At 68.9% G+C, this 12890-nt stretch carries 8 protein-coding genes and 2 CRISPR repeat arrays; all 8 genes read right to left on the reverse strand.

Annotation, left to right across the window (positions count from 1 at the left end; all coding sequences use genetic code 11):
- Positions 1-571 precede the first annotated feature (571 nt).
- Positions 572-2185: direct repeats of the CRISPR family, unit length 29 nt; unit sequence GGGACCATCCCCGCGTACGCGGGGAGCAC.
- Positions 2186-2229: 44 nt separating this feature from the next.
- A complete protein-coding gene (gene cas2e / locus IEY73_RS31870; RefSeq protein ID WP_306661572.1) occupies positions 2230-2727 on the reverse strand; it encodes a type I-E CRISPR-associated endoribonuclease Cas2e in 498 nt (165 codons plus the stop codon).
- Positions 2625-3590, reverse strand: a complete 966-nt coding sequence (cas1e, locus tag IEY73_RS31875; RefSeq protein ID WP_189083072.1) for a type I-E CRISPR-associated endonuclease Cas1e — start codon at positions 3588-3590, stop codon at positions 2625-2627. The genes cas2e and cas1e overlap by 103 nt, the downstream gene beginning before the upstream one ends.
- Positions 3587-4261, reverse strand: coding sequence for a type I-E CRISPR-associated protein Cas6/Cse3/CasE (cas6e, locus tag IEY73_RS31880; protein ID WP_189083073.1), 675 nt, complete (start codon positions 4259-4261; stop codon positions 3587-3589). The genes cas1e and cas6e overlap by 4 nt, the downstream gene beginning before the upstream one ends.
- A gap of 2 nt (positions 4262-4263) precedes the next feature.
- Positions 4264-4962: a type I-E CRISPR-associated protein Cas5/CasD gene (gene cas5e, locus IEY73_RS31885; RefSeq protein WP_189083074.1), complete on the reverse strand. Its 699-nt coding sequence runs from the start codon at positions 4960-4962 to the stop codon at positions 4264-4266.
- Positions 4959-6095, reverse strand: coding sequence for a type I-E CRISPR-associated protein Cas7/Cse4/CasC (gene cas7e, locus IEY73_RS31890; protein ID WP_189083075.1), 1137 nt, complete (start codon positions 6093-6095; stop codon positions 4959-4961). Before cas7e ends, cas5e begins: the two co-directional genes overlap by 4 nt.
- A gap of 2 nt (positions 6096-6097) precedes the next feature.
- A complete protein-coding gene (gene casB, locus IEY73_RS31895; protein ID WP_189083076.1) occupies positions 6098-6772 on the reverse strand; it encodes a type I-E CRISPR-associated protein Cse2/CasB in 675 nt (224 codons plus the stop codon).
- Entirely contained in the window at positions 6769-8418 is a 1650-nt protein-coding gene (gene casA / locus IEY73_RS31900; RefSeq protein ID WP_189083077.1) for a type I-E CRISPR-associated protein Cse1/CasA, read from the reverse strand. Before casA ends, casB begins: the two co-directional genes overlap by 4 nt.
- A 225-nt stretch (positions 8419-8643) precedes the next feature.
- The gene (cas3, locus tag IEY73_RS31905; protein WP_229716357.1) at positions 8644-11514 is read right to left on the reverse strand and encodes a CRISPR-associated helicase Cas3'; all 2871 of its coding nucleotides are present in this window, start codon (positions 11512-11514) and stop codon (positions 8644-8646) included.
- Positions 11515-11776: 262 nt separating this feature from the next.
- A CRISPR array of direct repeats spans positions 11777-12842; the repeat unit is 29 nt; unit sequence GTGCTCCCCGCGTACGCGGGGGTGGTCCC.
- Positions 12843-12890: the final 48 nt, after the last annotated feature.

The following is a 12890-nucleotide window of genomic DNA, read 5'->3' on the forward strand; positions in this document are numbered from 1 at the left end:
CCCCACCAGCGAAGCTGATCGAACTGACCACCATGCGACAAACACCAATCATCGAACGACTCACCACCCGCCGAAAAGCCCCACACAGCCACACCTGAAGCCCGCCGCCACTCAGGCTCACGTCCGCCCGAGCGCCCGAGCGCCCGAAGTGGAGAATCCAGTAGTGCGTTAGAAGACCACGCGCGGGCGAGGACGACAATTGCCGACAGATCACCGGTCCACCAAAGCCGGAATGATTCGGCCCGCGACTAGTGACACCAGCGGCTCGTGGGTTTTGGCTCCATTGATCGGGTCGCCCGGTGATCAAATCGCCTTGAGTTTCGACCGCACTTGGATGCTCGGTTCTTGCCCGGAACGATCCTCTGGACCCTCATCTCTTCGGAGCCCTGGGCGTCATCCGTTCGGCCCATCAATGACAAAGTGCGTTCGCACAGCGGACACACCTCGATGGCAAAGGACAGGACGGGATCATCGTGATGACCACTCGCCATCCGAGGCAATGGTTTGGCCGATGATCCAGTCCGTTTCGTCGCTCAGCAACCAGGCGACCAGCCGAGCAGTATCGGTCGAGAGGACCATCCACGCGTACGCGGGGAGCACAATCCAGGACGGACGGGCTAGGCCCGAATCGTGGGACCATCCCCGCGTACGCGGGGAGCACGACACGATCACCCCGGCAATCCCCGCGTTCTCGGACCATCCCCGCGTACGCGGGGAGCACGCCGGCTACCGGCAGCGCCCCAGCGGCTTTCAGGGACCATCCCCGCGTACGCGGGGAGCACGACGACCACAACCACGGTGAGGGTTCGACGGTGGGACCATCCCCGCGTACGCGGGGAGCACTCGCAGGATGATCCGGATCTGCCGGGCCGGGTGGGACCATCCCCGCGTACGCGGGGAGCACGTCCTGATCGGGGACGTCCCCATTGGACACCAGGGACCATCCCCGCGTACGCGGGGAGCACTGTTCGGCGATCTGACGGCCCGCCTCGCGCAGGGGACCATCCCCGCGTACGCGGGGAGCACGGGTTCGACCACTCCGCGCCCGCGGAACGGCTGGGACCATCCCCGCGTACGCGGGGAGCACCTACGGCCCGACTACCGGCTGTGCGGCACCCAGGGACCATCCCCGCGTACGCGGGGAGCACGTCTTCGCGTGCATTCAAGCCCGCCAGCTCGTGGGACCATCCCCGCGTACGCGGGGAGCACTTCAGCAGGCCGCGCAGGCTCGGCGCCGTGCCGGGACCATCCCCGCGTACGCGGGGAGCACACCGGGGCCAACGTGCCCGCGTTGTTGATCCAGGGACCATCCCCGCGTACGCGGGGAGCACCCCGACACCATTCGCGGTGTCGGGCTTCTGCCGGGACCATCCCCGCGTACGCGGGGAGCACGCCGCGCGGGCGCTCGCCCGCGCGGCCGCCTCGGGACCATCCCCGCGTACGCGGGGAGCACGATCTGCGGCACGCCAGGCTCGACGGCGCGAGGGGACCATCCCCGCGTACGCGGGGAGCACGCATAGACCACAAGCCCTGAGCAATCGAAGCTGGGACCATCCCCGCGTACGCGGGGAGCACTCAAGAGTCATCGCTAATAGGTGATCCGTTCTGGGACCATCCCCGCGTACGCGGGGAGCACCGGGATCTGTCCCGCCCGGCGGTGGTGGAGGCGGGACCATCCCCGCGTACGCGGGGAGCACTTCGTCGCCACCGCGGGTGGGTCCACGATCCGGGGACCATCCCCGCGTACGCGGGGAGCACTTCTTCAGCGCGGCCGAGTCATCGACGCGTTGGGGACCATCCCCGCGTACGCGGGGAGCACCCGACTGCCGCGCCCAGCAAAAACGACTTCCAGGGACCATCCCCGCGTACGCGGGGAGCACGCCGCGCGTTCCACGATCCGGCGCCGGCGTCGGGGACCATCCCCGCGTACGCGGGGAGCACGTCGAGGTTTGCAGCCAGCGCATCCCCAACTTGGGACCATCCCCGCGTACGCGGGGAGCACATGCGCAACCCCGGCCGTGTCGACCTGGTGGAGGGACCATCCCCGCGTACGCGGGGAGCACCCGTGCCCGGATCTCGTCGTGCTGGACCCGCAGGGACCATCCCCGCGTACGCGGGGAGCACCGGGCAGACCGGCTCGCCGCCGTGGCGGTGGAGGGACCATCCCCGCGTACGCGGGGAGCACACTTCTTGACCTGCTGCTTTATAGATCAACAGTGCGGATTTTGTTCACTCGCCTTGGCCGCGATCTGTGGTTGGTGCCTCCGGTGCCCGCGGGACTCTGCGTGCGAACTTTCTGCGTCTGCTGGCGTTGCTCCAACCTGTGGGTGCGGCCGGGTTGTGCACTCGCTTCTCGCTGGGTCGTCTGATCAGGGTAAGTCCGTCGTAGTCGACGGGTTCCCAGGTGTGGTCGTGGACTTCGAAGCTGAGTCGTTGTTCTCCGGGTCGTTGGTAGACAAGGAGCGCTCGCCCGGGACCGGCGAGTTCGTTGACGCGGGCCCACAGTCGTAGTCGCATGCGGGGGTTGATGTGGCCGACGTAGACGCCGGCGGCGATTTCGAGAAGCCATTGGGTGAGGTGTCCGCGGAGTCCTTGCGGGCAGGCGGTCAGGATGATGACGGTCATCAGAAGTCGACCTCGTAGGCGTGGTTGAGGCCGGCGGGGACTTCGGTGCCGTCCTCGTTCCAGAGGTTGACCTCGTCCTCGGTTCCGTCGTCGTCTGGCCATTCGTCGTCGATGGTGCCGCTGGGTGTGGTGAGGAGCAGGTTGCGGATGTCGCGTACGCAGCGGTCGAGGATTGTTCCTTGGTGTATACGGTCGCGTACGGCACGTCGTGTGTCGGCGCCGATGTCGGCTGAGTCGCTGGCGGCGATGTCGAAGGCGACCGGGATGGTGATCTCGGCTTTGTAGAGGTCGGCGATGTCGTAGACGAAGGATCGCTCGTGTCCGGTGTGTACGAAGCCGAGGCCGGGTGCGGCGCCGACGGCGACGATGGCGGCGTGCACGATGCCGTACAGGCAGGCGTGTGCGGCCGACAGTGCTTGGTTGATGCGGTCTCCGCTGGCGAAGTCGTCCGGGTTGTAGTCCCGTTGTGCCCAGGTGATGCCGGTTCGCTGAGCATGTTCGCGATAGCAGCGTCGTACGCGTGCGCCTTCTTTCCCGCGGAGTTGTTGCATGGTGAGCCGGCCGGTGTCCTCGCCGGGGAAGCGCATGCGGTACATGGCGCGGGCGACGGCGAGTCTGCGGTTGCGGTCGCTGACGGCGGCGGCTTGGGCGAGCAGGATGCGGCTGGATTTGGCGAGAGTGCGGCCGTGGGCGTAGTAGCGGACGCCGCGTTCGCCGACCCAGATGGCGGTGGCGCCGTTGTCGGCGATGAGCATCATCGCCTGGTGGGTGATGGAGGTTCCGGGGCCGAGCAGCAGAACGCTGAGGGTGGCGGCGGGTAGGTGCACGACGCCGCGGTCGTCGGTGGCGGTGATGGCGTTGGCGTCGCGGTGGATGACGCAGCGTTCGAGGTAGACGAAGCTGATGCGGTCCTGGGCTCGGGTGAGGTCGGGGATTTCGGGTGGTGGTACGCCGGGGATGCTCACGACCGGAGGGGGGCGAGGGTGAGCATGCCGCATCCGTAGGCTCGGGCATGTCCGATGCCGTTGCTGATCATTTTGCGGAGCGCCTCGGCGTCGGTGACGGTGAGGGTGCCGTCGTAGGTGACGGCGGCCAGGGTGACCGGCCGGTTGCCGTTGCCGCGGCTGAAACTGTGGGTGCGGCGTTGGTGCACGACGGTGTCGGGTGAGCCGGTGGGGTTCGCGTTGAGGGCGAAGCCGTTCTTCTCGGATCGTCGATACAGCCAGTCGATTTGCTGTTGCACGGTGACCTGGCCGAAGCGTTGGGTGTCTTTGGCGTCGTCGGTCTTGCGGCCGTCTCGTACGGGGTTGGCGGTGAGCCGGAAAGCCCATTGCTGGCCGGCGTGCAGGCGGTCGAGGAAGGGCTGGTAGGGGCGGGTGGTCCAGGTTTCGGTGGTGGGCCAGCCGGCTTGTTCGACCAGGTGGGTGAGGTCGGGTGTGCCGGGGCTGGAGAGGTAGAGGGTGATGCGGCGGTCGCGGTTCTCGTCGAGGCGCCAGAGGGTACGCGCATGGGGCTGGGTGTGGCCGTGGGGTTGCGCGAACCCAGCGAGGACGGCGGCGTGCATGGCCTGCGGGGAGGTGAGGAGTTTCCGGGCGCCGCGGCGGGCGGGGTTGAGGCGTAGTCGGGTGAGGTGCATGTTCATCCTTCGAGGACTTCCATCGGGTCGTGGTCCTGGAGAGGCTTCGCGCGGGGGTTGGTGATGTCGGTGTGCAGGCGCACGACGCGGCGCCAGGCGTGCTGGCGGTGGGCGGGGTCGAAGCTCAGCGGTTCGTCGTGGCTGGGTTCGGTGATGGTTTCGTCAGGCCGGGCGTCGCGCAGGATTTCCAGACGAACGGTGGGCGCGTGGTGGCGGCGTTGGTGGTGTGGTGATGCTTGCCATGGCCAGGTTCGCAGGTGGGCGGTGAGGTCTCCGTCGTGGACGCCCAGGTTCAGGTGTCCTGCGGGCGGGCAGGAGCGGCGGCCGAGGTACACCGGGAAATGGGGTCGGTTCAGTGCGGCGGCCAGGCTGTCGAGCAGGTCGCGGGGTCCGCAGACGGCGGCCAGGAATGCGGCGTCGGCGAGGTAGTAGCGGAAGCTCAGGGGCATGCTGTCGCTGCCGTCGAGTGTCCGGGCGACTTGGAAGTCGCGTATCCGCTGGCCGGGCTGGTCGATGCGGACGCCGAAGTCGAGGCCGAGGAGTTCGGTGAGGGGGTCGGTGCGGCGCAGGCCGCGGGCTGCGGCGAGCATGCCGATGACGCCGCTCTTGGTGGGGGCGATCTCGGTGTGCCGGTACACGAACCGGCTGCGGGTTCCCCACGCTTGCAAGGGGGCGGCGAGGCGCATCAACAGGGTGCTCATGCCGGGGTGAGGCGCGCGGCGATCTGGTTGCCGAGCGCGGTGGTGAGTTCGGGCAGCGGCACCACGGTGCCCAGGGCGGCGAGGTCGGCGGTGCGTTCACCGACGTGGGTGATCCAGGCGGCGACGGGATTGTCGCCGTAGGCATGGTGGACGTCTCGGGTGTGGGCGGCGAGGGCTTGGGCGGCCAGCGCCACCCGGCCGGTGGTGTCGCCTGTGCGGCCGACGGGCTCTTCGAAGGCCCCGACGAGGTTGACCGCTGCGGTGTCGCGTAGCTGGACCATGATCGCGTCAGGGCGGGTGCCGTTGGCGAAGGTGTTGCGTTTGCCGCTGGGCATGCTGGTCGCGAACGCGGTGGTGAAGGCTTCAACGGCCTGCTGGGTGGCTTTCAGGTCGCCGAGGGTGTCGTGGAGCCGGTTGACGTCGATGGTGGCGTACCGGTACAGGGTCGAAGAGTTGAATTCGACGGTGCCGATCATACCGGCGCCCGTTTCTTGTTCTTCGTGTTTGCGGTCGTCGACGGCGGTGAAGTAGTCGAACTCGTTGTCGACGGCGTGAACGCTGATGGCATGGGCGACCTGGACGGCAGCGTCGACGTTGATGTCGCTGACGTCGGCGACCATGCGGCCGAACATGGCCACGTCGAGGGAATGGTCGGTGTTGGCGGCCTTCTTGGCCGCCTTGGCGTCGGGATCGTGGCCGGCGTGGGCGGCGTTGATCGCCAGCGCGGCCAGGTTCTGCTGTTGCCGACGGCTGAGGAAGAGCAGGTACTCGGATTCGGCGTGCGGGTTCTCCGCTCCGGCTTTGGCTTTCTTCTTGGGTTCCTTCTTGACCAGGCCGGCTGCGACGAGAACTCCGTTGGCGAGCGTGGCCGACTGTTCAGCCAGGTCCGGGGCGTCGCGTTCGATCAGTCGGGCCACCGCTTCGCCGACGCGCATGGTGCGCTCGCCCAGTTCTGACAGGTCGAGGTGTTGCTTGAAGGCGAGCCGGACGGCCCGTTTCCATGCCTGGCTGGAGACGCGGGCGCGGCGCACGCCGCCGTAGACGGCGGTCTTGGGGGATCCGGAGTCGTCGCGGTTGAGGTTGCTGGGCGGGACGCTGTGCAGGATGTGGATGTCGACGATCGTGCGGGGCATGGTCACTCCTTGCCGGTGGTCTCGGTGTCGTCGGAGGGGTGGTCGGTGGTTCGGGCGATGCGGTAGAACTCGCGCCCCCACAGGGCGCGGATGCGGTCGGGGCCGCCGGGCTGTTGGAAGGTCAGCAAATCGTCGGCGAGCAGGCCGTAGTCGATGCTGATGCGATGCTGGCGCAGGAGCCCGGCAATGCCTCGCAAGTGGTACGTGAGGGCGTCGTAGCTTGCTGCAGAGCCCAGGGCGGTGAATCTGCGCCGCACCGCCTCGGGGCTGTTGCCGGCCGCGGCGAGCCGGCTGACGGCGGCACCGATGCCGGCTCCGGGGCGGTGCATCGGTTCGTCGAGGGACTGCTGGTGCACTGCGTAGAGGGTGAGCGCGCTGTGTTTGGCCCATTCCTGCCAGGTCGGTTCGTCTCCGGGGCGGGTCAGTAAGGAGCCCGGTACGGCGGTGACGTCCAGGATCGTGTAATCGGCGCCGGGCGCCCGGCTCGCTGCGGCGCGCAGATGGGCCATCGTGGCGGTGGCTGTTGAGCCCTTCCCGTGCAGGAGCCGCCGTTGCAGTTCGTCGACGGTGCGTGCGACGTGTTCGCCGAACTCGCGGCGCCGGCGTGGCCGCAGCCGCGGGGTGTCGGAGGGCGGCTTGGATGTCGTAGCGCCGGGTGGGGTTTCGGTGCTGGTCACGGCACCACCTCCTGAGTCGGGGTGTGGTCGTTTTGTGGGCTGGTCATGGGCAGGGCGGTGTGCAGTTTGCGCCGGAACCACAGGTCGGCGAGCGGGGTGCAGATCAGTCTCGGCTTGTCGCCGCCGACCTCACGCCCGGTCCAGGCCGCCGGTCCGGCACGGCTGATCAGGTCGCCGCCCAGGTGCAGAGCGAGTCGGCGGGCGCGCTGGTGCCACTCGGCGCGGGCGGCTGCCGAGTCCGTGTCGGCGTGCAGGCCGGACAGCCATTGCCGGAACTCATGGTCGAAGGCAGCGAAGGCAGATTCGGCGGCCGTGGCCGCAATCTCGGCGGGGGCGTCACCACGGGCGCCGGCGGCACGCGCCAGGTTCGCGGCGAGGTCGCGCAACGCGGCGACGGTAGCCTCGGCGTCCGCGGCCCCGTCGATGATCAGGGTGCGTAGGTCGCTGTCGGATCCGAATGCCTGCACCGGCATGGTGACCATGTCGTCGATGACTTCGTCGACGACGGATTGTTGCGTGCCGTAGGCGATGCCCACGGCATGCAGGGTGACCCGGTGGTCGGCGGGCACGTGGCCGCTGCGGCGCAGCCGGGCGAGCCACTCGGTGACGGCCGGGGCGACGACGGCGGGCCCGTCCTTGGTGGCCGGGACGGGTTTGCCGGGTAGCAGCGCGGCCAGGCCCCGCCACAGGGCGCGGGCCGGGTCGTGGCGTGCCGGGCGGTAGGGAACCTTCTCGTTCTTCTTCGCGTTGCCGTGCCGCCACGCGCTCATGGGTTCGCAGCGCTGCTGGTTGACGGGGTCGAGTTTGTCGCCGTTGGCGATCAAGGCACCGGTGATCTTCTCGGCATCGCCGAACAGGCGGATGCGGCGGGACTGCCAGGTGTAGAGGCTGAGCGGGCCGTGGGGGCCTCGGGTGCGGGTGCTTTCCTCGGCCGGGCCGTGTGGGGCGCGTTCCCACGCGGGCAGGTCCCCGGGGTGACGGTCGAGCACCGGCACGTGCTCCGGGACCAGGTTCAGCAGCAGGGTTTCCCGTAGGGTGTCGCCTTCCAGGAACGTGCCGCCGAGATTGCCGCACCAGCCGACGCCGATCGGATAACCCCTTCCGCCTTTGACCCGTGGGTCGCCCACGGCGCCGGACTTGATGCCCGAGGGGTCGTAGGCTTGGCAATGGATCAGCCACCGGGCCGCCTCGGCCGCTGTGATCGAGTCCAGGGCGTGCCCGAGCCGGGCGGTGAGGTAGGGCGTGCCGTTGGGCACGTCGGCGATCAGCCGGGTCAGGCCTACCGGTTCGTCTTTGTCGGTGCGCAGGTCCGCCACCTGGAAGAACGGTGTGACGGGGTGGAGCAGGTCGAAGCGGTCGGCGAACGCGTCGAGGTAGTCCTCGATGTCTCTGACCGGCAGGCGTGGGCTGTTCCACAACGCGCGCCAGGTGCGGTCGTTGTCCGGTCCGGTGACGCGGTGGAGGACGGCGAGCAGGATCCGCAGGATCGCGAAGGACTGCGTCGGCAGGTCGCCCGCGAGGGTGGTGAAGCGGTCCGCGTCGTCGAGGACTTGGCGGATACCGCCGTGGTGTGGTCGCCCGTCGCGGCCGAGCACTGGTATCCAGTCCGCTGTCGTCAACGGAAAGCTGAGAGGTGCGCTGTTCACGTGCCTGGCCCTCCTTCCACAAAGGTCAGCTATTGCCGGAACCTGTTACTCCGAGGACGCTAATGGCTCCCGAGAGTTGCTCGGGGTGATCCTCTGTTGCTCCGGATCGCTTCCGTGTTCCCTGCGTAGGCAGGGATTCCGCAGGCTAGGCGCGCGTTGCCGACGGGGTCGGGGCTGGTCAGCGGCGCGCCGCCGATGTCGCGTTGCCGACAGCGGCTTTCACCCTTACGAGTCGGCTTTGCTGATCCGCAGGCCGTCGATAGCGTCGTATTCGATGTTGAATCCCGCCAGGCACGTGCGGCCGTCCGGATCGAGATCGAGGATCAGTTCGCCGGCCAGCCAGGGATTCTTCTGCCACGCCTCGATATAGGTGCGGGCTTCCAGTTCGGCCAAGACCCGGTCGATGACATGCTCGGCGGCCAGCTCGGCGGGCAGCGAGAGGGTGCATGACGCCAGTGCCCGGTCCAGGCCTCTTGGCGGTTGCGCGTCCACCGGCAGGATCTGTCCGCCGCGGTTGTCGATCCACGGTGGAATCTGCCAGCCATCCGGCGTCCGGACGACGACCAGAACTTCCAGGGTCGGCGGGCCGTCGTCGCGCACATGTGCCCGGCCCCGCGCGTCGTCGCCGGCCGACTCCGCGTCGCCGACACCGGCGTGCAACCAGGAGGTGAGGTCGTCGCCGGGGCTGCCGACCGGCCCGAGACGGAACGTGCCGGCGCGGCGGACGCGCTCCGAATCGCTCTCGGCCCGCTGCTGCTCAGCCTCCGCCAGCACTGGCCGCCACTCGACCGGGCCGGGCAGGTCTTCTCCGTAGGCGGCCTGGACCAGAGGAGAGATGTCGGCGGGGATGCCCACCGGCACACCCTCCACAAGATGCGGCCACAGCACCGCGGCGGCGCGCAGCAGCGCGCTGCGGCCGTAAACGCGCCGGGAGCCGCTCACCGGCTCCGGGGGTGTCGCCGCCCAGTCTGCTCCGGTGATCAGGCAACGCGGCGACGCCAATGAGGCGGGCCGCTCGGACCGCAGGTGGCGATGCAGCCGACCGATGCGTTGCAGCACCAGGTCCACCGGCGCCAGATCGGTCACCAGCACATCGAAGTCGATGTCCAGCGACTGCTCCGCGACCTGGCTGGACACCACAATGTGCCGCTGCGGTCGGCTCCCACCCGCTTCCCGCACCTGACGCGGCGACCCGAACGTGTTCAGCAGCCACCGGTCCTTCGCTGCCCGATCCGGCCCCATGAACCGCGAATGCGTCACCGAGACCGGAATGTCCGACCCCAGCAGTTCCCGCAGCCGGTCCGCGGTGGCCAGCACCCGCCGCACGGTGTTGCGCACCACCAGCGCGCAACCCCCCTCGGCAAGCGCCGCTCGCAAAGTCGCCGCCAACGCCTCCACATCGTCGTCGTGACGCTCCACCAGCACCTGCGCCCCGCGACCCGAAATAGCGCAGCCCACCGCGCGCCCGCCGCGTTCCTCGGCCGAGACGGTCACGAGCGGATACCGAGCCTCCGCACGCAGGTCCCGGTACGGATCCGCCGCCACAGCAGGAACAGCCCAGCGCCTCGGCTGGATCGCGCCGAGGTTCTGCCCCGCGAACCGGCCATCGTCGTACGCCTTGATCATGTCCGCGCGCCGACCCGCCGGAAGCGTCGCCGACAGCACAACGACCGTCACCCCATGAGCGGCCAGCCACTCCAAGGCCCGGTCGAGGTACTGACTCATGTAGACGTCGTAGGCGTGCGCTTCATCGATCACCACCACCTTGCTCGTCAGACCAAGGTGACGCAGCGCCACATGACGCGCCTTCAACGCCGCGAACAGCAACTGGTCGACGGTGCCGATGACAAAGTTCGACAGCATCGGCCGCTTGCGGCCCGCCATCCACCGGTGCGCCGACGTCTCCGCCCCGCCCTCATCGCAACCGATCTGGCTCGGCAACGATCGGCGGAACAGTTCAGAGAACTCGGTGTTCAGGCTCGCCTTGCCGTGCGCCAGCGCCACGCCGTACGCGCCACGGCCGACGTCCGCGTCCGGCAGCCTGCTCACCCACTCCAGCGCCCGGCTGAACATCGCGTCGCTGGTCGCCCGTGTCGGCAACGCCAGGAAACAACCGCCCGCGCCGTTCCGGGCGGCCAGCACCTCGACCGCCGCCAACGCCGCCTCCGTCTTACCCTCCCCCATCGGCGCCTCCGCGATCAACAGGCCAGGTACCGGCATCGCTCGGGCCACCTCAAGCACCGATGACTGAACCGGGTACGGGCTGGCACCCTCCGGCAACGAGAACCGCCGCGCGAACAACTCCTCAGCCGGCAAGTCCTGTCTCACCGCCCGCCACGGCGCAGGCAGGTCCAAGCTCTCCCAACCCGCCGCCAAACGTTCCTCATCGGACGCCATGAAGTGGTAGGGAAACAACTCCTCATTGCTCGCTATCCAGTCGGCCACGATCACCACACCGGTCAACAACACCTGGACCGGACGGGTCAGCACCACGTCACCCCACGCCGCCAGCCGCTCGGCCACCCCCGCCCGATGCGCCATCCACGCCAGCAACTCCGCGCGGACCCCAGGCCACAGCCCCTCCACGCCCAGCAGAAACTGCCGCTCCCGCACCACCTGGATCTCACCGTCGGTCGGCGGAATCCCGTGGTGCCCGCCGATCGCCGCCGCGAACATCGCCGCCGACGAAGGATCCCAGCCGTGCACGGCAATCAGCCAATCGCAAAGCACAATGAAGCCCGCCGTCGCATGCGGCGCAGCCCGCCGGTCCGCCGCCACCCGCTGATCGAAAACGAATCCGAAATCCTGCATCCGCCCCGCCAGATGAGGCACCTGCCCGGCGAACGCCGGGGTCGCCTTCCCGATGTCATGCACCCCCGCAACCCACCGGACCAGCCGCCGCCCGTCGTCCGACCCCAACGGCAACTCACAGGCGATCCGGTCACGCACCGACCTCGGCAACCACTCATCCCACAACCGCCCGGCCACATCGGCGCTGTCAGCCATGTGACGCCACAACGGCAACGGCGTCACAAGGTCGCCAGACTTGCCCCACACCACCCGGGCGGCGTCGCTGAGCCCCACCGCGCTGTTCACGCGGCGACCCAAGCAGACAGGTACGACAAGAACCACATGCGCTTCCACTTTCGAGTGACAAAGGCCAGCTCAAAACCATGCCGGGAGCGCCGCCACGTGCGAAATCCCGACCAGCCGGTACATTCGCGATGACACCCCAGAGACGCCAATGTCCAATTTGCGCAGCGCAAACGTCAGAACACGGTGCCTCAGAAGACATGGCAGGAACTAGCGAGTGAACAAAAACCAGACTGTTGATCTTTAGAAGCGCAGGTCAACAAGTGTGCTCCCCGCGTACGCGGGGGTGGTCCCCAGTGGATCTCGCCGGGGTGGTCGAGGCTCGCGTGCTCCCCGCGTACGCGGGGGTGGTCCCATGTAGGCGAACGCCTCGTCGATGATGTTGCAGTGCTCCCCGCGTACGCGGGGGTGGTCCCCGCACCCTCGAAGTTTGGCGACCGGCCACCACGTGCTCCCCGCGTACGCGGGGGTGGTCCGTCGAGCCACGGCATCCAGGGGGCCGTCTTGCCGTGCTCCCCGCGTACGCGGGGGTGGTCCCCAGCCGATGGTCAAGAAGACCGAAGACAAGAAGTGCTCCCCGCGTACGCGGGGGTGGTCCCACAACACCCTGCAAACGCGGCGTTGTCGTGTGGTGCTCCCCGCGTACGCGGGGGTGGTCCCCGACCGAGCAACGGGCGGAAGCATCATCTCCTGTGCTCCCCGCGTACGCGGGGGTGGTCCCATGAACGGCACCGCGGCCAACGCCGCTTTCTCGTGCTCCCCGCGTACGCGGGGGTGGTCCCTGTCGGCGGTGCAGTTCGCGATCCGGGTGGACGTGCTCCCCGCGTACGCGGGGGTGGTCCCACCATCGTCGCCGAGATGCGGCGGTGATCGACGTGCTCCCCGCGTACGCGGGGGTGGTCCCGCTTCGCCGATGCGCCGCCAATGCGTTTTGAAGTGCTCCCCGCGTACGCGGGGGTGGTCCCTTGTCCGCGAGGATGCGGGAGAACCTAATCGCGTGCTCCCCGCGTACGCGGGGGTGGTCCCGGCCCCGGCCAGGGCGCGTCGTGGGATGCCGAGTGCTCCCCGCGTACGCGGGGGTGGTCCCCACCACGGGAGACACCATCATGATCCAGAAGTGTGCTCCCCGCGTACGCGGGGGTGGTCCCAGGCGGTTCATGCGCCGGGACAGCCCGGAGGGGTGCTCCCCGCGTACGCGGGGGTGGTCCCTTCTGCCACTCGTCCAACGGCTGGGCGACGACGTGCTCCCCGCGTACGCGGGGGTGGTCCCCCGTAGCTGGTGGCGCGGGTGAGCGCACAGCCGTGCTCCCCGCGTACGCGGGGGTGGTCCCGACCTGCACGCGCCGTGGCCGAGCTGGCTCGCGTGCTCCCCGCGTACG

Source organism: Mangrovihabitans endophyticus (assembly GCF_014646155.1).
Taxonomy (GTDB): Bacteria; Actinomycetota; Actinomycetes; order Mycobacteriales; family Micromonosporaceae; genus Actinoplanes; species Actinoplanes endophyticus.